Annotated in this window: 21 protein-coding genes; 9 read left to right on the forward strand and 12 right to left on the reverse strand. The window is 55.3% G+C overall.

All coding sequences use genetic code 11. The features are described 5' to 3' along the window. Positions 1–42 precede the first annotated feature (42 nt). Both ACH1XZ_RS12860 and yghU read left to right on the forward strand, forming a co-directional pair. On the forward strand, positions 43–591 hold the full coding sequence (locus tag ACH1XZ_RS12860) for a DsbA family protein (RefSeq protein WP_395595880.1): 549 nt from the start codon (positions 43–45) through the stop codon (positions 589–591). A 51-nt stretch (positions 592–642) separates the two neighbouring features. Further along, positions 643–1512, forward strand: coding sequence for a glutathione-dependent disulfide-bond oxidoreductase (gene yghU / locus ACH1XZ_RS12865; RefSeq protein WP_395595881.1), 870 nt, complete (start codon positions 643–645; stop codon positions 1510–1512). Positions 1513–1540: 28 nt separating this feature from the next. On the opposite strand, the gene ACH1XZ_RS12870 is transcribed toward yghU, so the two are convergent. Continuing rightward, positions 1541–1831: a DUF2623 family protein gene (locus tag ACH1XZ_RS12870; RefSeq protein WP_035892073.1), complete on the reverse strand. Its 291-nt coding sequence runs from the start codon at positions 1829–1831 to the stop codon at positions 1541–1543. A 203-nt stretch (positions 1832–2034) separates the two neighbouring features. Here ACH1XZ_RS12870 and ACH1XZ_RS12875 point away from each other — a divergent pair, with 203 nt between their 5' ends. Further along, positions 2035–3075 (forward strand): aldo/keto reductase, encoded by a 1041-nt coding sequence (locus tag ACH1XZ_RS12875; RefSeq protein ID WP_395595882.1) that lies wholly within the window; start codon positions 2035–2037, stop codon positions 3073–3075. A gap of 145 nt (positions 3076–3220) precedes the next feature. On the opposite strand, the gene ACH1XZ_RS12880 is transcribed toward ACH1XZ_RS12875, so the two are convergent. After that, positions 3221–3715 (reverse strand): TIGR00645 family protein, encoded by a 495-nt coding sequence (locus ACH1XZ_RS12880; protein ID WP_395595883.1) that lies wholly within the window; start codon positions 3713–3715, stop codon positions 3221–3223. Positions 3716–3785: 70 nt separating this feature from the next. Beyond that, positions 3786–4295, reverse strand: a complete 510-nt coding sequence (locus ACH1XZ_RS12885) for an ESA_00282 family adhesion-associated protein (protein ID WP_395595884.1) — start codon at positions 4293–4295, stop codon at positions 3786–3788. A gap of 103 nt (positions 4296–4398) precedes the next feature. Here ACH1XZ_RS12885 and ACH1XZ_RS12890 point away from each other — a divergent pair, with 103 nt between their 5' ends. Next, complete coding sequence (locus ACH1XZ_RS12890; RefSeq protein WP_395595885.1) at positions 4399–4794, forward strand: hypothetical protein; 396 nt, start codon at positions 4399–4401, stop codon at positions 4792–4794. A 2-nt stretch (positions 4795–4796) separates the two neighbouring features. After that, complete coding sequence (locus tag ACH1XZ_RS12895; RefSeq protein ID WP_395595886.1) at positions 4797–5240, forward strand: cytoplasmic protein; 444 nt, start codon at positions 4797–4799, stop codon at positions 5238–5240. On the opposite strand, the gene ACH1XZ_RS12900 is transcribed toward ACH1XZ_RS12895, so the two are convergent. From ACH1XZ_RS12900 to exbB, 5 genes are all read right to left on the reverse strand, one after another. Further along, positions 5213–6745, reverse strand: coding sequence for a glycoside hydrolase family 43 protein (locus ACH1XZ_RS12900; RefSeq protein WP_395595887.1), 1533 nt, complete (start codon positions 6743–6745; stop codon positions 5213–5215). The genes ACH1XZ_RS12895 and ACH1XZ_RS12900 overlap by 28 nt on opposite strands. 10 nt (positions 6746–6755) lie before the next feature. Next, positions 6756–8183 carry a glycoside-pentoside-hexuronide (GPH):cation symporter gene (locus ACH1XZ_RS12905; protein WP_395595888.1) on the reverse strand — a complete coding sequence of 476 codons (1428 nt, stop codon included), beginning with the start codon at positions 8181–8183 and terminating at the stop codon, positions 6756–6758. Positions 8184–8336: 153 nt separating this feature from the next. Next, positions 8337–9788 carry a methyl-accepting chemotaxis protein gene (locus ACH1XZ_RS12910; RefSeq protein WP_395595889.1) on the reverse strand — a complete coding sequence of 484 codons (1452 nt, stop codon included), beginning with the start codon at positions 9786–9788 and terminating at the stop codon, positions 8337–8339. A gap of 231 nt (positions 9789–10019) precedes the next feature. Beyond that, positions 10020–10445 (reverse strand): TonB system transport protein ExbD, encoded by a 426-nt coding sequence (gene exbD / locus ACH1XZ_RS12915; RefSeq protein WP_035892082.1) that lies wholly within the window; start codon positions 10443–10445, stop codon positions 10020–10022. A gap of 6 nt (positions 10446–10451) precedes the next feature. Next, on the reverse strand, positions 10452–11183 hold the full coding sequence (exbB, locus tag ACH1XZ_RS12920) for a tol-pal system-associated acyl-CoA thioesterase (RefSeq protein WP_395595890.1): 732 nt from the start codon (positions 11181–11183) through the stop codon (positions 10452–10454). Positions 11184–11433: 250 nt separating this feature from the next. Here exbB and metC point away from each other — a divergent pair, with 250 nt between their 5' ends. Beyond that, on the forward strand, positions 11434–12621 hold the full coding sequence (gene metC, locus ACH1XZ_RS12925) for a cystathionine beta-lyase (protein WP_395595891.1): 1188 nt from the start codon (positions 11434–11436) through the stop codon (positions 12619–12621). 247 nt (positions 12622–12868) lie between these two features. Next, entirely contained in the window at positions 12869–13528 is a 660-nt protein-coding gene (gene yghB / locus ACH1XZ_RS12930) for a DedA family general envelope maintenance protein YghB (RefSeq protein WP_395595892.1), read from the forward strand. Between the two features lie 108 nt (positions 13529–13636). Here yghB and ACH1XZ_RS12935 read toward each other — a convergent pair whose 3' ends face one another. Continuing rightward, complete coding sequence (locus ACH1XZ_RS12935; RefSeq protein WP_395595893.1) at positions 13637–14530, reverse strand: AraC family transcriptional regulator; 894 nt, start codon at positions 14528–14530, stop codon at positions 13637–13639. A gap of 197 nt (positions 14531–14727) precedes the next feature. On the opposite strand from ACH1XZ_RS12935, the gene yqhD reads away from it, so the two are divergent. Further along, positions 14728–15891 carry an alcohol dehydrogenase gene (gene yqhD, locus ACH1XZ_RS12940; RefSeq protein ID WP_395595894.1) on the forward strand — a complete coding sequence of 388 codons (1164 nt, stop codon included), beginning with the start codon at positions 14728–14730 and terminating at the stop codon, positions 15889–15891. Positions 15892–15994: 103 nt separating this feature from the next. Continuing rightward, the gene (dkgA, locus tag ACH1XZ_RS12945; protein ID WP_395595895.1) at positions 15995–16822 is read left to right on the forward strand and encodes a 2,5-didehydrogluconate reductase DkgA; all 828 of its coding nucleotides are present in this window, start codon (positions 15995–15997) and stop codon (positions 16820–16822) included. A gap of 117 nt (positions 16823–16939) precedes the next feature. Here dkgA and ACH1XZ_RS12950 read toward each other — a convergent pair whose 3' ends face one another. The 3 genes from ACH1XZ_RS12950 to plsC form a co-directional block, all read right to left on the reverse strand. Beyond that, positions 16940–19111 carry a YgiQ family radical SAM protein gene (locus ACH1XZ_RS12950; RefSeq protein ID WP_395595896.1) on the reverse strand — a complete coding sequence of 724 codons (2172 nt, stop codon included), beginning with the start codon at positions 19109–19111 and terminating at the stop codon, positions 16940–16942. Positions 19112–19318: 207 nt separating this feature from the next. Further along, positions 19319–20731, reverse strand: coding sequence for a cell division protein FtsP (gene ftsP / locus ACH1XZ_RS12955; protein ID WP_395595897.1), 1413 nt, complete (start codon positions 20729–20731; stop codon positions 19319–19321). 99 nt (positions 20732–20830) lie between these two features. After that, a complete protein-coding gene (gene plsC, locus ACH1XZ_RS12960; protein ID WP_395595898.1) occupies positions 20831–21568 on the reverse strand; it encodes a 1-acylglycerol-3-phosphate O-acyltransferase in 738 nt (245 codons plus the stop codon). Positions 21569–21584: the final 16 nt, after the last annotated feature.

Below are 21584 nucleotides of genomic sequence, written 5' to 3' on the forward strand. Positions count from 1 at the left end.
ATATTCATCCCCAAAATCCACTTAAAAACATCAGGAGTCCACATGAGTTTACAGGCACAGCCGCTAGTCTGGGGCCATGGAACACGTACCTTCGAAGTGTTTCTGGAACCCACCTGCCCATTTTCCGTTAAGACGTTCAACAAGCTGGACGCGCTGCTCGACCTCGTCGGTGAAGAAAATGTCAGCGTCAAAATTCGTTTGCAGTCGCAGCCGTGGCATCTGTTCTCCGGCGTGATTGTGCGTTGCATTCTTGCCGCCTCCACGCTGCCCGACGGTAAAGCGGCGGCGCATAAGGTGATGAAGGCAGTCGCCGATCGTCGCGAAGAGTTTGAGTTTACCGACCATTGCAGCGGACCGAATATGGACGCCACGCCACAGGAGATTATCGCGAGGATTGAGCGCTACAGCGGCGTACAGTTAGCCGCAGCGTTCGCCGAACCGGAGCTGCAAAAAGAGATTAAATGGCATGCTCGTTACGCACGCCAGAATGGGATTCACGTCTCCCCCACCTTTATGGTCAACGGTCTGGTACAGCCGGATCTGGGCAGCGGTGACGACGTCAGCGTCTGGGCGGCACGGATTTTTGCCTGAAGCTGCTAAACTTCACTACCTCAACACATCATCAAAATAAGGCGAGCGATTATGTCAGAGAACACCTATCAGCCACCCAAAGTGTGGGAATGGAAGCAAAACAACGGCGGCGCATTTGCCAATATTAACCGCCCAATTTCCGGTGCCACTCATGAACAAGCGCTGCCGGTGGGCCATCACCCACTCCAGCTTTACTCTCTGGGTACGCCCAACGGCCAGAAAGTCACGATTATGCTGGAAGAGCTGCTGGCTGCGGGCGTAACGGAAGCAGAATATGACGCGTGGCTGATTCGCATCGGCGAGGGCGATCAGTTCTCCAGCGGCTTTGTGGAAGTGAACCCGAACTCGAAGATCCCGGCGCTTAGCGACCACTCCACCACCCCGCCGACCCGCGTGTTTGAGTCCGGCAATATTCTGCTCTACCTAGCGGAGAAGTTTGGCCATTTCCTGCCAAAAGATCCGGCTGGGCGCACCGAAACGCTGAACTGGCTATTCTGGCTACAGGGCTCAGCCCCGTTCCTTGGCGGCGGTTTTGGTCACTTTTATAACTATGCGCCGGTGAAGATTGAGTACGCTATTGACCGCTTCACCATGGAAGCAAAGCGTCAGTTGGACGTGCTGGATAAACAACTGGCTCGTGGGCGCTATGTGGCGGGCGAAGAGTACACCATCGCCGACATCGCTATCTGGCCATGGTACGGCAACGTGGTGCTGGGCAACGTGTATGGGGCGGATGAGTTCCTGGATGCACAGAGCTACAAGAACGTCATGCGTTGGGCGCAGGATATCGCCAGCCGTCCGGGAGTGAAGCGCGGTCGTATCGTTAACCGCACCAACGGCCCGCTGAACGAACAGCTGCACGAGCGTCATGACGCCAGTGACTTCGATACCAATACCGAAGACAAGCGTCAGCAATCATGATGAAAAGCCGGGTGCCAGGCACCCGGCTTTATTGACCTTCCAGCCGGTAGCCCGCCATAAAATAGCGAACGGTTGTGCTGGAATCGTGCTCTTTGAAGAAATCCATCACCATCTCTTTATCCAGCCCGTAGCGGCGCGTCAACACCCCCGCCTCCCAGGCGCTAAGCTGGCGATCGCCGGTTTTCTCAAACATACGGTGCGAAAAGCCCAGCACAAAGCCACGCTTATAGTCGGTGCAAAAACCGATGACCTTCTGCGCGCTGTCGGCATAAGGCGCCTTCAGTCCCGCGATTAACCCTTTGCCAAAATGGTTATCCATCTCTACGCCCTCAATCGTTATATATAAAATTATATAGCGACTTTTTGAGCGGGGGTAGCGCTATTTAAGGGCTACCCCCTAAGAGGAATAAAGCGCGTCTTTTTCATCCCCAACCCCGACAGTGTGATCGACACAACGGGCGTTCATCACAAAAATAAGTAGGCTAGGAACCGTGTTTCAAAATAAAAAGAGAAGGAGACCTTATGGCCTGGCAAGCAAACCCAGCCCGTTACGAACAGATGCAGTATCGCTACTGCGGCCGCAGCGGGTTACAGCTTCCCGCGCTGTCCCTCGGCCTATGGCACAGTTTCGGCCATATCAGCGCCCTCGAGGGCCAGCGCGCGCTGCTGCGTAAAGCCTTCGACTGCGGTATTACCCATTTCGACCTTGCGAACAACTATGGGCCTCCGCCGGGCAGCGCTGAGGAAAACTTTGGCCGTCTGCTGCGAGAGGATTTTGCCGGCTATCGTGACGAACTGATTATCTCCACCAAGGCCGGTTACGATATGTGGCCTGGGCCATACGGCTCCGGCGGGTCACGCAAATACCTGCTGGCGAGCCTCGATCAGAGCCTGCAGCGTATGGGGCTGGAGTACGTGGATATCTTCTATTCCCACCGCGTTGATGAGAACACGCCGATGGAAGAGACCGCGGCGGCATTAGCGCAGGCGGTGCAGAGCGGTAAAGCGCTTTACGTCGGCATCTCTTCCTATTCTTCCGAACGTACTCAGACGATGGTTGAACTGCTGCGCGAGTGGAAAATTCCGCTGTTAATCCATCAGCCGTCTTACAACCTGCTGAACCGCTGGGTAGATAAGAGCGGCCTGCTGGATACCCTTGAGCAAAACGGCGTGGGCTGTATTGCCTTTACCCCGCTCGCGCAGGGGCTGCTGACCGGCAAATACCTGAACGGGATCCCGGAAGGTTCCCGCATGCAGACGGAAGGCAAAAAAGCGCGCGGCCTGACGGAGAAGATGCTGAGCGAGAGCAACCTCAACAGTCTGCGTTTGCTTAACGAGATGGCGCAGCAGCGCGGTCAGTCGATGGCGCAGATGGCGCTAAGCTGGTTGCTAAAAGACAGCCGCGTGACGTCAGTGCTGATTGGCGCGAGTCGCCCTGAGCAAATTGAAGAGAACGTGAAGGCGCTGGAAAACCTGAGCTTCTCAGCAGAGGAACTGGCGCAGATTGATAAGCATGTGGCAGATGGGCAGTTGAATTTGTGGCAGGCGTCGTCAGATAAGTAACACCCCCGGCGGCGCTTCGCTTGGCCGGGCTACGCTCCCTGTAGGCCTGATAAGCGTAGCGCCATCAGGCAACCCGGCGCACATTGCCGGATGGCGGCGATGCCTTATCCGGCCTACAAACGTGCCGGATAAGGTATTTATATCGCTATTTTTTCGCGCGGGTCAGGCTATCCAGGTAACCCATCACAAACGCCGACAGCACAAACGTCAGGTGGATAATCACGTACCACATCAGCTTGTTGTCCGGCACGTTTTTGGCATCCATAAACACGCGCAGCAGATGAATAGAGGAAATGGCGACAATCGATGCCGCAACCTTGTTTTTCAACGAGGTGGCATCCATTTTCCCCAGCCAGTTAAGCTTCTCTTTGTGCTCGCTGATATCCAGCTGCGAGACAAAGTTTTCGTAGCCAGAAAACATCACCATGACCAGCAGGCCACCCACCAGCGTCATATCCACCAACGACAGCAGCATCAGAATCAGGTCAGCTTCCGCCATGCTGAAAATGTTCGGCAGTACGTGAAAAATCTCCTGAAAAAACTTCAGAGATAATGCCAGCAGCGCCAGCGAAAGGCCAAAGTAGACCGGGGCCAAAATCCATCGCGATGCGTACATCGCATTTTCCAGAAAACGTTCCATAGCGTCCTGTTCGTCAGTCAAATTCGGCCTAGTATATCGCAACTATGCAACATCATAACAACAGATGTAATCACACATCATGGGGACGAATGAACGGGCGCCGATAGTCTTGCCACACCAGCCCCACCAGCTCCGGATAGGCTTCGTGGGCGAACTCCTGATAACACTGCTTTAAACTCTGCACCACCGGATCAACCGGCGCAACGCGCTCGCCTTTCAGACAGCGGCGTTTGATTTCATCGTAATATTCATAAACCGCCCCGTTCAGATTTCGGCAGCGATCCTGCGCTTCAAACAGCCCGGGGGTTTCTTTTAATTCGTCTATCGACATCCGCTTAATGGTTGATTGCAGAAAATCGATATACTCATGATTAATACGCCAATACCACACAGGGGTGATGCTGCTCATCAGGCTGGCAAAATGATTTTCACCTTCATCTTTGCTGAGTGGCGCAGGGGCCAAAGGGGGGATGGTTTCATTATTGGTATCTGCTGAATCGTTATTTTGACCATACAGAAAAATTAAAATAACGCCGGTGAGTAGCAGTAACACCATCACAAAATAAATAATACCACTCATGGTTTCCTCCACTTTTTTTGATTTTAAAAGTGCGCCATGATAATGTCAACGAACCTCACTATAATAAAAAACACTTTCCAGCCCCTCGAAAGATGACAGGTATATGATTGCTGAAACCCTTATCCCAGCCCGTTTTTGTATCCCAGCCGTAGAGGCTGAGTCGCCGGATATGAAGGCCAGCACGCAGGTAGAGCCGGAGAAGCCTACCCTTGCAGACTGGCAGGATGAGATATTGATAAGCGGTGGCCAATCACGTAACCCATTGCTGGAAGAGCGTGACCGTCATATTAAAGATAGATTATATCGCGTAGCGAAAATTGAAGCCTTTGCCCTTATGCTAAATAACCTTGTTGTTCAGGGAGAGATCTCTTCACTGGAGTTAAGTCAAATTATTGAGTTAAAAACCCAGGAGATAAATGATAATGGCAATGAAATTTGGCTTAATTTAATGACGCAGGAAAAAGTCACCCCGCTGTTTTATAATTTAACGGATAAGTAAGTATGAAACTTGTCGATGTTAATCAGGCTAATATATCGTTAAGCCCCCAGATAAGCGATGAGGCGCTTCTTCAGCGTAATCTTCAGGCACTGCGCGACGAAAAAAGCGCTGAAGGTCGCCGCATTTCCAGCCCTTCCGTCCCGCTTACCGCCGCGCTGGTCAAAATGAAGTGGAAAAACCGCCGCGACATTTATGCCTATCAGGTTAAAGAAGAGATCTTTGGCGCGACCCTTTGCGAAGTCATGGAACGTTACCCGCACCTGCGCGATAAAATTCTCGCCCACACTGAATCCTGCTATCAGCACGTGCTGAACCGCGAAACCGCAACCCTGGAAATCAGCCGCGGCCTCGCGGATGGTGATTACCGCACCTCAAACGTCATCCTTAAACTGGATAAAGAAGACGAAAAGCCCCCCGTTCAGCCGGTGATATCCGTCGCGAAATAGTCAAAAGCGCAAGATCCCTGCGGTGAATTCGCCTCCAGCGCAAGCGCCACTAGCCCGATTTTCGCACCAACCCATTTCCCTTTTCCCGCGGCAAAAGGTGGCGTTACCGACTGCCAGGTTCCCCCTTGTTCACACCAGGCGAAACGGCAAATGCCGCCATGGGTGACGCTCACGCTGAACGCGCACGACGCACTATTTATCGGTGCAATGACCCGACGGCTCTCGCGCACCACGCCGGCATCGCTCATCCAGCCAGTCACCCAAAGCAACTGATGATGTCCGCCCTGCTTTTCAAGCAGCAGCGCCGCGTAGCGCTCGCCGTAAATAATCAGGCCGCCGCTGTCGCCATTTCCCGCTGCGTTCAGCGTCAACGCCGTTCGGGCAGTAAATTGCCACGCCGGGAATTTTTGCAGGAGCAGATTAGGCTGCCAGTAGAGATGACGTTTATGCTCAGCCTGTACCAGCGGATAACAGCGTAAATTCAGCCGGTGGCTTCCCGGTAACAGCCAGCCAGGATTAGGGTTCGCCTGCCACTGCCACTGTAAACCCGGCACGCCTCGCGCAAAATCATCATCGGTTTGCGGCAATAGACGTGCCGATGGCGGCAGACTTGCCGGGCGTGACCAGCGCATCACAGGCTGTCCTTCGCCTTCGTCACCCATCGGTTCACCGATACGCGGCCAACCGTCCTGTTCCCAGCGCATCGGCTGCAGGTGGACGATACGTCCGTAGAGGTGAGCATCCTGGAAATGCACGAACCAGCATTCGCCGTCGTCCAGCTCCACCCAGCCGCCCTGATGCGGGCCATTCACCGGCGTATCGCCCTGGAACAGCACGTTTCTGGCCTCCCACGGGCCGGTCATACTGCGGGCGCGCAGCACGGTTTCCCAACCTGTCTCCACGCTGCCCGCCGGAGCGAAAATGTAATACCAGCCGTCGCGCTTGTAGACCTTCGGCCCTTCGAGCGTCGGCTGGTCACAGCTACCGTCATAGATGATACGCCCTTCGCCTCGCAGGGAAGTGCCGTCCGGCGACATGGCAAACAGCTGCAGCTTGTGCTTAATGCCGCTGCGGCTATGGGCAAAAGCATGCACCAGCCAGGCATCGCCGTTGTCATCCCAGAACGGACAAGGATCAATCCAGCCTTTCGCCGGTTGTACACAGTACGGCGCGCTCCATTGCCCCCAGGGATCGTCGGTCTGGCACATAAATATGCCCTCATCCGGCGTGCTAAAAAACACCCACAGCTTGTTGTCATGCCAGCGAATTGACGGTGCCCATACGCCTTTTCCTGGCTGATACTCGTCGTAGCCGGGCAGCGGCAGCGCGTCAAAGACGTGGTTGATAATCTGCCAGTTGACCAGATCCGTTGAATGCAGAATAGGCAACGCGGGCATATGGTTAAAGCTTGAGGAGACCATAAAAAAGTCGTCCCCGACCCGAACGATATCCGGGTCGGAATAGTCCGCGCATAAAATCGGGTTTTGATATTCAGATTGCGTCATCTCACTCTCCTCAGGCTTTACTCAATTCGCCGTCAAGCGCTTGCGGCTCTGCGGCTGTCGCCGGGGAACCTGCCTGCTGGCGAGCGGAGAGGTCACGTTGAATTGCTGCCATTTTCTGGTCATCGAGCTTATAGAAGCGCGATAACCACCACAGCACCAGGTAAGAGAGCGATGGCCCAAGGGTCAGCAGCCCAACGATGCCCATGGTCGCCATCGGCGTTTGTTCACTGACGCCCGCCTGGTAGCCAAACAGCCCCAGCGAGAATCCCACCACCGCGCCCGCAACCGCCATCCCCATTTTCAACGCGAACAGGTTGCCAGAATACGAGAGCCCGGTAATACGGCGGCCAAACTTCCACTCGCCGTAGTCGGCGGCGTTAGCCATCATGTTCCACTTAAACGGTTGATACATCTGGTGGAAGAAGCCGACGAGGAAATAGAGCGGGAACACCACCGGTAGCCAGGTTGGCGGTACGAAGAACATCACCACGCCCACCGCCACCAGCAGCAGGTTGATATTTTTAAACAGTGAAACCGCGCGATAACGCTTCGCCAGCCAGCCCGCGGCGATGCTGCCGATAATGGTGCCGACCACGCTTGTCGAAACAAAGGCCGATTTCATCGCCGTACCCGCCGCCGACTCCACGCCCCCCATCATCAGATAGGTGGCGTAATAAAGCGTGGCGGCACTGCGCATCACGCCCGCCATGCTGGAGAAGAAGGTAATGATCGCCACGATCCGCCACTGATCGTTAGCCAGCAGCGAACGCAGATCCTCACGAATACTGCCCTGCTGTTCAACCGCAGGCGCTACGCGCTCTTTGGTCGAGAAGAAGCAAAATGCGAGCATGACGATGGCAATCAATCCCATGATGCCCATGGTGGCCTGGAAGCCGAACTGCTTATCCTCTTTGCCCAGATAATCGACCAGGAACAGCGTCGCGACCGAGACCATCAGCCCGGCAACAGAGGAGATCGTAAAGCGATAGGACTGCGCCGACAGACGATCTTTTTCATCGCGCGTGATCACCCCGCCCAGCGCGCAGTAAGGAATGTTGATAAAGGTGTAACACAGCATCAGCAGGGTGTAGGTCAGGTAGGCATAAACCAGCTTACCTGATGCGCCGAAAGCTGGCGTGGTAAAGGTCATCACCGCCAGCACGGCGTAGGGAATAGCGAACCAGATTAGCCACGGGCGGAAGTGGCCCCAGCGGGTTTTTACCCGGTCGGCGACGATGCCGGTCAGCGGGTCGGTGATGGCGTCCAGCACGCGGGTCACCAGGAACATCACCCCTACCGCCGCCGCGGAGAGGCCGTAAATATCCGTATAAAACCAGGTCAAAAACATCGTTACAGAAGAGTAGACGATGCCGCAAGCGGCGTCGCCCATGCCATATCCCAGCTTTTCTGCGATAGACAATTTGCTGTCATTTGCCACGAGAATGTCCTCCGGAATTGAAGAGGCTTCAATGTAGGAGGATGCCCATAACAATCCTATTGTCATTTTTCGTACTGGTATTACGTTTTCTGGCAACTGCGGAAGTTGTCACATAACTGGATGATTTGTCATACCGCTTTCATTTTTGTGACCTTAAACCAGCCGGAACACCGAGATCGCCGACTTCAACTCACCGGTATGATGCTGCTGTTGCTGCGCCACCTGAATGGTCTGCGCCACATGCTGTGCGTTCTCCTGCACGCTGGCATCAATCGTGGCAATGCTGCCTTTCATCTGTAGCACGCTGGTTTTTTGCTGGTCGCTCATTGAGAACAGCACGTCAACGCAGGATTGCAGGCTGTCGATATTGCTGATAATCGATGCCATCGTTTTTCCCGCCCGCTCAACCTGCTCCGCCCCTTGATGGGTGCGCTCGACGGAGGTGGCAATCATCTGGCGGATATCGCGTGCCGCCTCTTCACAGCGCAGCGCCAGCGTACGCACTTCGGCAGCCACTACCGCGAAGCCTTTGCCGTGCGCGCCTGCCCGCGCCGCCTCAACGGAAGCGTTCAGGGACAGAATATTGGTCTGGAAGGCAATGCCGTCGATAAGCTCGAGAATACCGTTGATTTTCAGCGACTCATCGCGGATATGCGTCATGGAGGCCATCGCCGAGCGTATATTTTCCCCACCCTCCTGCGCCACGCCGCTTGCCTGTTCTGCTAGCGTCCGCGCCTCGCTGGCCTTCTCGCTGGTGAGCGAGGCCGCCGCGGCGAGCTGTTCCATGGCGCTGGCGGTGACGGCCAACGATCGCGCCTGGTTGTCCGTGCGCTCGGAAAGTGCGGTATTACGCTGGAGAAGCGTTTGCGACGCCTCAATCAGTTGCGAAACGTTGCCGCTCACCTGCTCAAGCGTATTGCGCATCGCATCCAACGTCAGGCTAAAGGTGCGGGCAAACGGGGAACGGCTGGTTTTACTGTCACGCTCCAGGGTCAGATAGCCCGTCTCGCGGTTGATAACCGAGGCGAGCTTCGCCACTTCGCTCGCCGAGCGGGCATCCTGCTCCATACGTACCGCCAGCAGCACGAGGAATATCGTCTGCGCGACAACGTATAGTCCATGCATAATCACCATATGCAGGCCAGTGTGCATAAAGACGGTAATATTGAACAGCTCATACTCTTGTAAATAATTAAATACCAGGTGATGCACGGCAATAACGGCGGCGCCCATAATTAATGGCCGCCAGTCGCGCCACGCCAGCAGCGCCGACAGCAGTACAAATACCGAGAAATGGTATTCAGTTTCGCCACCGCCAAGCTGAATAAGCAGCGCGGAATAGGCCATCATAATAAATGCGTACATCAGGCGGGTAATGAGCTTGCCGGGAAAAAGTAACGTCATGAGCGTGCCGAGTACCGCCAGCAATGTCGCCACCAGTAGCGCCAGGCTGAGGTTGCCATTCATCGCCCCTACGCCCAACGATACGCCCCACATGACCCAGGCGAGCACCATCAACAGCCGGTCGGCTCTACGGCGAATAGAGGATAAAGAGAACAGATCCCGAGGCACGCCATCGGCTTGCCACAACGTCATTATTGCCATGATATATTCCGCCCGCGCAGGTGTTATTTCACGTCATATTATTGTTAGCGTTCAGAATTAAGCGTAGAGGGGTTATTTATGACTAGCCAGCACGTTGTTAAAAATATATCGCGACGATTAAGTCATGCTTAATAATATTTAACAGTGAATTGGAATATATGAGACTTAAGGGAAATATTATAGTACTAGAAGAATAATAACGGATGGCGCAGAACGCGCCATCCGGGATACTTATTTTTTCGCGACGGTCTCTTCACCGACGAGGCCAATTTTCAGATAGCCTGCCTGATGCAGAGTATCCATGACCTTCATCATCGTCTCATAGTCCACGGTTTTGTCGGCACGGAAGAAGATAGTGGTATCTTTTTTGCCTTCCGTCAGCGCGTCAATTGCCGTCACCATGTTGTCGTCGGTAATCGGATCGTTACCAAGGAACATTGATTTGTCCGCCTTGACCGACAGGTAGACCGGTTTATCCGGGCGAGGCTGCGGTTGGCTAGACGACGCTGGCAGATTCACTTTGACATCCACGGTGGCCAACGGGGCGGCAACCATAAAGATAATCAGCAGTACCAACATGACATCGATAAACGGCGTCACGTTGATATCATGCATTTCGCCATTATCGTCCAGATTTTCATTAAGACGCATTGCCATGGGGCGTTAACCTACTCGTAATTTCTGGGCGGTACGCACCGGATGTACGCCGCTGGCGCTGAGGTCCAGGTCACGGCTTTGCAGCAGCAGAACCTGCGCTGCAACGTCGCTCAGGTTGGCTTTAAAGCCACCAATCAGACGCGCAAAGATGTTATAGATAACCACCGCTGGAATCGCAGCGAACAGGCCAATTGCCGTTGCCAGCAGCGCTTCTGCGATACCAGGAGCAACAACCGCCAAGTTAGTGGTCTGGGTCTGGGCGATACCAATGAAGCTGTTCATGATACCCCATACGGTACCAAACAGGCCGACGAACGGGGAGATTGCACCGATGGTTGCCAGGAAGCCGTTACCACGACCCATATGACGACCCACCGCCGCCACGCGACGCTCAAGACGGAAGCCGGTACGTTCTTTAATACCTTCGTTATCTTCCGAACCCGCAGAGAGCTCCAGCTCGTTCTCCGCTTCGTTGATTAACTGCGTGCTCAGGCTGCGGGCATCGAATGCAGCCGCGATTTCATTCGCCTGATTCAGGGAACGCGCTTCGCCTAACAGTTTTTGTTCGCGCTTGAGGCGGCGCTTATGGGAGATAAGCTCTGCACCTTTGCTGAAGAAAATGGCCCAGGTGACGACGGATGCCAGTATCAAGCCAATCATGACCACTTTAACCACGATGTCGGCATGATGATACATACCCCAAACGGAGAGATCCGCCTGCATCAAATTATTACCCACTGTGTATCTCCAGGACATAAATCACAAATTCTGGGAACAATAATATCAAAACATCATCGAATTGATAGTAGTTCTCATTAGTATTTACATATTGACCCAAATCACACTTATTTTCCTTGCGCTTACGCAGTAAAAAAGTTTTCCGCGCGTTTTTTGGCAAAATTTTCTGCTGTTCGCACACTAAACGGTAGATCCCGCGTGCAATCGTGTTAATTTAGCCATCCAGACGTATAAAAATAGGCAGGCAAAAATGGCAGACAAACACCTCGATACCGCGCTGGTTAACGCCGGACGCAGCAAAAAATACACCCAAGGATCGGTGAACAGCGTCATTCAGCGCGCCTCTTCGCTGGTGTTCGACACGGTCGCCGCCAAAAAACATGCGACCCGCAATCGCGCCAACGGCGAGCTGTTCTATGGTCGCCGCGGTACTCTCACCCATTTCTCATTGCAGGAAGCCATGTGTGAGCTGGAAGGCGGTGCTGGCTGCGCCCTCTTCCCATGCGGCGCGGCAGCGGTTGCCAATACCATTCTGGCGTTTGTCGAACAAGGCGATAACGTGCTGATGACCAACACCGCCTACGAGCCCAGCCAGGACTTCTGCACCAAAATTCTCGGCAAACTGGGCGTGACCACCCGTTGGTTTGATCCGATGATCGGCAAAGGGATTGCCGACTTGATTAAGCCCAACACCAAAATCGTGTTCCTCGAATCCCCTGGCTCCATCACCATGGAAGTACACGACATCCCGGCCATTGTCGCCGCCGTGCGCCGCGTGGCGCCTGAAGCCATCATCATGATCGACAACACCTGGGCGGCGGGAATTCTGTTTAAAGCGCTCGATTTCGGTATCGACATCTCCATTCAGGCTGGCACCAAATACCTGATTGGCCACTCTGATGCGATGGTCGGTACGGCGGTATCTAACGAGCGCTGCTGGCCACAGTTGCGTGAAAACGCCTACCTGATGGGCCAGATGCTCGATGCGGATACCGCCTACATGACCAGCCGCGGTCTGCGTACTCTGGGCGTACGTTTACGCCAGCACCATGAAAGCAGCCTGAAGGTGGCCGAGTGGCTGGCGCAGCAGCCGCAGGTTGAGCGCGTGAATCACCCTGCGCTTCCTGGCAGTAAAGGGCATGAGTTCTGGAAACGTGATTTTACCGGCAGCAGCGGTCTGTTCTCGTTTGTGCTCAAAAAGCGCCTGAACGATGAAGAGCTGGCAAACTACCTCGATAACTTCTCGCTGTTCAGCATGGCCTACTCCTGGGGCGGCTTTGAGTCGTTAATTCTGGCTAACCAACCGTCTGAACTTGCCAGCATTCGCCCGGAAGGGAAAATCGATTTTACCGGCACGCTGGTTCGCGTCCATATCGGTTTAGAAAACGTTGACGATCTGATTGCGGATTTAGCGGCAGGATTTGCCCGCATCGTGTAACATAACCCCAGCCCGTTGGCATAGGCCATCGGGTGGGTTAGCAATGTTTTTGATGCGTCGCTCAGGCGCATCACCGATGTTGAGAACAGTCGGTCCCCGAAGTGATAAACCACCGTCGGCGTAAACCGTTTCCGCGTTGTTGTCAGCAAATCAGGACAGCGCGGTTTAATGAGTTGCGCACGCGATCAAGGTGTTCTTAATCTTTCGGGCGTACAATAAGCGAAAACGCTGTTCCACAGGAATGTTCATGGTCGTTATTCAAGATATTGTCGCCGCGCTTTGGCAGCACGATTTTGCTGCTCTGGCGAATCCGCACGTCGTGGGGATCGTTTATCTGGTCATGTTTGCCACACTGTTTCTGGAAAATGGCCTGCTTCCCGCTTCATTCTTACCCGGCGATAGCCTCCTGCTATTGGCGGGCGCGCTCATTGCGAAGGGCGTGATGGGCTACGTGCCCACCATTGCCATCCTGACCGCTGCAGCAAGCCTGGGCTGCTGGCTGAGCTATATTCAGGGCCGCTGGTTGGGTAATACTCGCGTGGTAAAAGGCTGGCTGGCGCAGTTGCCGGATAAATATCATCAGCGGGCCACCTGCATGTTTGATCGTCACGGTCTGCTGGCGCTGCTGGCGGGGCGTTTCCTGGCGTTTGTGCGTACCCTGCTGCCAACGATGGCGGGCATCTCCGGCCTGTCGAACCGCCGCTTCCAGCTGTTCAACTGGCTGAGCGCACTGCTGTGGGTGGGCGTGGTGACAAGCTTAGGCTATGCCATCAGCATGATCCCGTTTGTAAAACGTCATGAAGATCAGGTGATGACCTTCCTGATGATCCTGCCTATTTTCCTGCTGGTCGCCGGACTTCTGGGTACGGTGATTGTGGTGATTAAGAAGAAGTATTGCGACGCGTAATCGGTAACGTGCCGCATCATGCCTGATGGCGCTACGCTTATCAGGCCTACCAACGCCTGGTAGCCCGGCCGAGCGCAGCGACGCCGGGAATAGCACCCGAGCCACAAATCACATTCCCCGCAACCGTGCAGCATCCTCTCCCGGCGTTATGCCAAAATAGCGTTTAAACTCCCGGCTGAACTGCGATGCGCTTTCGTATCCCACCTGCATCGCCGCGGCGCTGGCCTTCAGCCCATCATGAACCATCATCATGCGTGCTTTGTGCAGACGGTAGCTTTTCAGATACTGCAACGGCGACGTGCTGGTTACCGACTTGAAGTTATGGTGAAACGCCGACAGGCTCATATTGGCCTCAGCGGCAAGCTGGTCCACGCTTAAGGCTTCGGTGTACTGGCTTTCAATACGCTTGAGCACCCGGCTAATCTGGCTGAAATGGGTCTGGCGACTGACCAATGCCATCAGCGCGCCGCCGCGAGGCCCGGTCAGCACGTGGTAAAGCATTTCACGAATAATTTGTTTCCCCAGAATGCGGGCGTCCAGCGGGCGTTCCATCACGTCCAGCAGGCGTTCGGAGGCACAAAGAATCTCTTCTGAGAGCGTCGCCGAGTTGATGCCGCTCTCCGCCATCGACGACGGATGAAACAGCGGGTCTTCACCGATATCCATCAGCAGCTCTTGCAGCTGTAGGATATCAACATCAAGCCGTAATCCCGCCAGCGGCGCTTCTTCGGTCGCAAAAGTTTCACACTCGAAGGGTAAAGGTACGGTGAGCAGCAGATATTCGTTGGCATCGTAGCGGAAGGTACGCTCGTTGATATAACCAATCTTATAGCCGGAAAAGAGAAACACGATGCCCGGCCGGTACATCACCGGGGTGCGTCCGCTCGGCTGGGTACCATAGATAAGTTGAATATCCGGCAGCAGGGATCGCAGATTTTGTTCGTTACTTTTCAGCTGCTTAATTTTATCTGTCAGCAGCAAACAGATCTCTTCACGGTTCATCAACGGAGGCTCCTGATACCTTTTCCGACGCTGTCATTGTGGCTTTGTTTAACGTATTTCTCCAGAGCTATGGAGAAATGGGCAAGACAATCGCAGAAATGTGCATTGAGAGGTACGACAACGAAGACCACAATGATGTCATTCGGCGGTGACCCCTCATCGCCCTCTTTTTCCACCCACACTATAGGGAACGAGCAATGTTTAATTTTGATCTTCATACCCCGACCCGCATTCTGTTCGGCAAAGGCGCTATCGAAAACCTGCGCGCTCAGATCCCCGCTGACGCTCGCGTGCTGATTACCTACGGCGGCGGCAGCGTGAAAAAAACCGGCGTGCTGGACCAGGTGCTGAGCGCACTGCAGGGTCTCGACGTGCTGGAGTTCGGCGGGATTGAACCAAACCCATCTTATGAAACCCTGATGAACGCGGTGAAGATTGCCCGCGAAGAGAAAGTCACCTACCTGCTGGCCGTTGGCGGCGGTTCCGTACTGGATGGCACCAAGTTTATCGCCGCTGCCGCCCATTACGATACCAACATCGACCCATGGGAAATTCTGGAAACCTACGGCAGCAACGTCGCTAGCGCGATCCCTATGGGTTCCGTACTGACGCTGCCAGCAACCGGTTCCGAGTCCAACAAAGGCGCCGTTATCTCCCGTAAAACTACCGGTGACAAACGCGCCTTTATGTCTCCGCACGTGCAGCCGCTGTTTGCGATTCTGGACCCGGTTTACACCTACACCCTGCCGCCGCGTCAGGTCGCTAACGGCGTTGTGGATGCGTTCGTTCACACCGTAGAGCAGTACGTGACTTACCCGGTTGATGGCAAAATTCAGGACCGCTTCGCGGAAGGCATTCTGCTGACTCTGGTTGAAGATGGCCCGAAAGCGCTGCAGGAACCGGAAAACTACGCCGTTCGTGCCAACATCATGTGGGCAGCCACTCAGGCGCTGAACGGCCTGATTGGCGCTGGCGTGCCGCAGGACTGGGCAACCCATATGCTGGGCCACGAACTGACCGCAATGCACGGTCTGGATCACGCGCAGACGCTGGCTATCGTGCTGCCTGCCCTGTGGAATGAAAAACGCGATACCAAACGTGCCAAACTGCTGCAGTACGCAGAACGCGTCTGGAACATCACCGAAGGGTCTGATGATGCGCGTATCGACGCCGCTATCGCCGCTACCCGCAGCTTCTTCGAACAAATGGGCGTGCCAACTCGCCTGTCCGACTACGGTCTGGACGGCAGCTCTATCCCGGCGCTGCTGAAAAAACTCGAAGAGCACGGCATGACCAAACTGGGTGAAAATCAGGATATTACCCTGGACGTGAGCCGCCGTATTTACGAAGCTGCTCGCTAAGAGCTTCTCGCTTTACCTTTCGTTTTTGCATATTTCGACCAGACTTAATCTTACAAACCTTGCCAGGGTCATGCCCTGGCAAGCTCGTAAAAAGGAGAAATGCATGACACATCCAACCGTGATTAAACTGCACGATGGCAATGTAATGCCGCAGCTCGGCCTCGGGGTATGGCAGGCCACGAATGAGGAAGTCGTCACCGCGATCCATAAAGCGCTCGAGGTGGGCTACCGTTCCATTGATACCGCCGCCGCTTACAAAAATGAGTCGGGCGTCGGTAAAGCGATTGCGAGCGCGGGCGTTGCTCGTGAGGATCTGTTCATCACCACCAAGCTGTGGAACGACTCCCATCTCCGGGCGGCGGATGCTCTACAGGAGAGCCTGGAGTACCTGCAACTGGATTATCTCGACCTGTATCTGATCCACTGGCCGGTTCCCGCCACCGATCACTATATCGATGCGTGGAAGAGTCTGATCGAACTGCAAAAACAGGGGCTGGTTAAGAGCATCGGCGTGTGTAACTTCCAGGTGCCTCACCTACAGCGGCTGATTGATGAAACCGGCGTGGCGCCGGTGATCAACCAGATTGAGCTGCATCCGTTGATGCAGCAGCGTCAGCTAAACGCCTGGAACGCCACGCACAAAATCCAGACCGAGTCCTGGAGCCCGCTGGCGCAAGGCGGTGAAGGGGTGTTTGACCAGAAAATTATCCGTACTCTGGCGGATAAATACGGTAAGACTCCCGCGCAGATCGTGATTCGCTGGCACCTCGACAGCGGCCTGGTGGTGATCCCGAAATCGGTCACGCCGTCGCGCATCGCGGAAAACTTTGCGGTGTGGGATTTCCGTCTGGATAAAGATGAACTGAGCGAAATTGCGAAGCTGGATCAGGGCAAGCGTTTAGGACCAGACCCGGATCAGTTTGGCGGTTAATCTGTGATAAGTGCCGGATGGCGGCTACGCCTTATCCGGCCTACACATCATCGAGTAGGCCTGATAAGCGAAGCGCCATCAGGCATATAAAATACCCGGCTTATGCCGGGTATTTTTTTATCGGGACGCGGGTTTAGGACGCTTTTTGATGCCGTTAGGCGTCTGGCGCTGATGCGCCACCGGCGTGTGCTTGGTCAGCGCCGGGCGGGTGTTGCGGTTCTGGCGGCGCGCTTCGCGCATTTCATCCAGCGTTGGCGCAGGCACCAGGCAATCACGGCGGCTGCCGATCAGATGCTTTTTACCCATCGTCTCCAGCGCCGTACGAATCAGCGGCCAGTTAGCCGGATCGTGATAGCGCAGCAGCGCTTTGTGCAGACGGCGCTGCTTATCGCCTTTCGGGATCACCACGTCTTCACTCTTATAGCCAATTTTACCCAGCGGGTTCTTGCCGGTGTAATACATGGTGGTCGAGTTCGCCAGCGGCGACGGGTAGAAGTTCTGCACCTGGTCCAGACGGAAACGGTGCTGCTTCAGCCACAGCGCCAGGTTTACCATATCTTCATCGCGCGTCCCTGGGTGGGCGGAGATAAAGTACGGGATCAGATACTGCTCTTTACCGGCCTGCTTAGAATAGGTGTCGAACAGCTCTTTAAAGCGGTGATAGCTGCCCATCCCCGGCTTCATCATCTTCGACAGCGGCCCTTCTTCGGTGTGTTCAGGCGCAATCTTCAGATAGCCGCCCACATGGTGGGTGGCCAGCTCTTTGATATAGCGCGGGTCTTCCACCGCCAGGTCGTAACGCACCCCGGAGGCAATCAGGATCTTCTTGATACCTTTCAGGTCGCGGGCTCGGCGGTAGAGGTTAATCGTCGGCGTGTGGTCAGTATCCATATGCGGACAGATTTCCGGGTACACGCAGGAGAGACGACGGCAGGTCTGCTCCGCACGCGGCGACTTACAGCGCAGCATATACATGTTGGCCGTTGGGCCACCCAGGTCGGAGATAATGCCGGTAAAGCCAGGCACCGTGTCGCGAATGGCTTCGATTTCGTTGATGATCGAATCTTCAGATCGGCTCTGGATAATACGGCCTTCGTGCTCGGTGATAGAGCAGAAGGAACAGCCGCCGAAGCAGCCGCGCATAATATTGATAGAGAAACGAATCATCTCATACGCTGGAATACGCGCCTTGCCGTATGACGGGTGCGGGATACGCTGATACGGCAGCGCGAACACGCTGTCCATCTCTTCGGTGGAGAGCGGGATCGCCGGTGGGTTAATCCAGATATAGCGGTCGCCCTGCTTCTGCATCAGCGCGCGGGCGCTGCCCGGGTTGGTTTCATGGTGCAGAATACGGGAAGCGTGGGCGTACAGCACTTTGTCGCCTTTGACCTTTTCAAAGGACGGCAGCAGCACGTAGGTTTTCTCCCACGGCTTAGGGCGCGGCGGCTGCACGGTCACGGCTTTGGCTTCCTGCTTTTTCGGTGCCACCGGTTTGTTGTCGGCGCACGGCAGATCGTCGCCGTACGGATGCGGAATCGGGTCGATTTTCCCCGGGGTGTCGATGCGGGTTGAGTCGACGCCAGACCAGCCCGGTAGCGCTTCTTTAACGATGATCGCGGTATTACGCACGTCGCGAATGTCGCTAATTTTTTCGCCCAGCGCCAGACGGTGCGCCACTTCCACCAGCGGACGCTCGCCGTTACCGAACATCAGCATGTCAGCCTTGGCGTCAATCAGCACCGAACGGCGTACGGTATCAGACCAGTAATCATAGTGCGCGGTGCGACGCAGGCTGGCTTCGATGCCGCCGAGAATCACCGGCACATCTTTCCACGCTTCTTTACAGCGCTGGGTATAGACCAGCGTGGCGCGGTCCGGACGTTTCCCTGCGACGTTGTCGGGGGTATAAGCATCGTCATGGCGCAGCTTGCGGTCAGCGGTGTAGCGGTTGATCATCGAGTCCATATTGCCGGCGGTGACGCCGAAGAACAGGTTCGGTTTGCCCAGACGCATAAAGTCGTCTTTGCTGTTCCAGTCCGGCTGGGCGATGATCCCCACGCGGAAGCCCTGCGCTTCCAGCATACGGCCACAAATCGCCATCCCGAAGCTCGGGTGGTCAACGTAGGCGTCGCCGGTTACCAGAATGATGTCGCAGCTATCCCAGCCAAGTTGATCCATCTCTTCACGTGACATTGGCAAAAACGGGGCCGGCCCAAAGCAGGCGGCCCAGTACTGCGGCCAGGAGAAAAGGTCGCGATCCGGTTGGATCAGGGAGATAGCGCTCATATTGCTTCCGAAAAATTGGCAAAAAAATAGACAAAGGCCGGGGATTATAAGCCCGATCGCCTTACTAATGAAGTGGGAATTTTTAGTGCGGTGTAGGCCCCGGCGTCGCTGCGCTTAGCCGGGCTACAGTAGGCCTGATAAGCGTAGCGCCATCAGGCAATTCGGTGCTGATTGCCGGATGGCGGCGTAAACGTCTTATCCGGCCTACTATGGAGCTGGATTCACCAGAATCTGTCCAATAGAACCACGGTCGGCAAGCTCCAGCGTCTGGCTGGCGTACTGGAACGGGAAGTGCGGCCATGACGGCTGCGAGTAATAGACCAGCAGCTCTACCTGACCATCAATCCAGACCGTATCTTTCCAGCCACGGTCTTCCGGCAGCGGCGTTGCGCCATTGACGTTGCGAATCTGGAACATCACCCCTTCAATATGGAACGACTGCGGCGCATCGGCGCGTACCGTCCAGCGCTCCCAGGTGCCCTGTTGCGCGGTGATATCGATACGCTGCGGGTCCCACAGCTGGCCGTTGATGCCGGGGTCGTCGCCTAACAGAATGTCACGGCTGCGAATCGGCGTGCCGCTGAGCACTTCCGTTGGCAGTATGCGCATCGGTAAGTTATCGGTCACTAACGGCAGAAGCCCCGTCGGGCGCAAGGTCAGTACCAGCGTGGAGATCAGAATGCTCGATGGTTCGAAGAAGCCGCGAATACGTTCCATGATGCTGGCGGACTCACCACAGGTGATGGAGGCTTCGTCACCGTTGGTCATATCGACCAGCACTTCGCGACGTTCGCCCGGCGCCAGCGAGATTTGCGTGGTGGAGACTGGCGCAGGCAGGAAGCCCTGATCGCTGGAAATCACGTGCAGCGCACGGCCATCGCTCATGCGCAGCGAGTAGCGGCGGGAGTTGGAGGCGTTCAGCAAGCGCAGGCGCACCCAGCCGCGCGACACTTCAACATACGGCCCCTGTACGCCGTTGACTAGCAACGTATCCCCAACAAAGCCGCCGCTGCCCGGCTCGTCGTATACCGGCGCGCCAAAGTTATCCAGACGCTTATCCTGGATGATGACCGGGAAGTCGTCGACGCCGTAGTGATTAGGGAATGGTAAGGACTTACTAACTTCATCTTCAATCAGCCACATCCCCGCCAGGCCGTTATACACCTGCTGCGCCATGTGGTTCGGCGTATTGGCCTGATACCACAGCGTTGACGCGTTCTGGCGAATAGGCAGCACCGGCGCCCAGTCGGCGTTTGGCGTCATCATGCGCGCCGCGCCGCCTATCAGCGGCCCCGGCACCTGCAAGCCACGCACGGTCATGGCGACGTTTTCCGTCAGACGGTTACTGTAGATGAGTTTAACATCATCACCCTTCCAGACGCGGATCGTCGGCCCAAGATAGCGGCCGTTGACGCCCCAGACGGACGCGCGCGTGCCCTGGGTAAACGACCAGTGCGTACGTTGCAGCGTTAAGAATAGCGGTTGCCCACGGCGAGACTCCAGCAGCGGAGGCACCGGCAATGCGGGTTGCTTCCCTGCAGCTTGAGCCCTCAGCGGCACGGTGCCCGCACAAAGCGCAACGCCCGAAGCCTGAATAAACTGACGCCGACTGAGTGACATATAAGCTCCATCAAAACTAACTAATCAAACGTGGGAAATCATTTTCCCGACAGTAAAACAGCGTGCGACGCGAGCGTTTACCCGCGCCATCAGCGGAGATTACTTTTTACCGGCAGACTCACGCTGGGCCACTTCCTGGTCCAGCTCGTCGATTTTAGCCTTCATCACTTCACGGCAGTGCTTCGCCAGGTCGCGAACCTGATCTTTACCCCATGCACTGGTGTCGATTGGCTCCAGCATTTCAACAATCACCAGACCGTTGTTCCAGCGGTTAAGCTTGATTTTATTGGAGGTATTTGACACGCAGACCGGAATAATCGGCACGCCAGCGGCGATGGCAGCGTGGAACGCACCGGTTTTAAACGGCAGCAGACCGCGACCACGGCTGCGAGTACCTTCCGGGAACATCCAGATGGAAATTCTGCGTTTTTTAAAGGCATCCGCCACTTCCGCAATGGTACTGTGCGCTTTCGCTTTGTTATTGCGGTCGATGAGCAGATTGCCGGTCAGCCAGTACAGCAGGCCAAAGAACGGGATCCACACCAGGCTCTTTTTACCGACCGTCACGGTTGGCGGCTGGACGATATTCGCCGCCGTCACCATATCGTAATTGTTCTGGTGGTTGGCGATATAAATCGCGTTGCCATAGCGCTCCGCGTCAGCCGGTTTGCGGGTTTCAACCTTTAAACCGAACACCGGCGCCATACGGCCAAACATATGGCCAAAGGTGGCGACGTGTTTTGGGTTACGCGGACTGAACAGGCAATAGATGCAGCCAAAGATGCATACCAGGATGCAATAAATGACGACAATAATGACACGTAAAATAAATAGCATAGCGTCCTCTGAACCC

Origin of the sequence: Kluyvera chengduensis, from assembly GCF_044197065.1 — a bacterium.
Lineage (GTDB): Bacteria > Pseudomonadota > Gammaproteobacteria > Enterobacterales > Enterobacteriaceae > Kluyvera > Kluyvera ascorbata_C.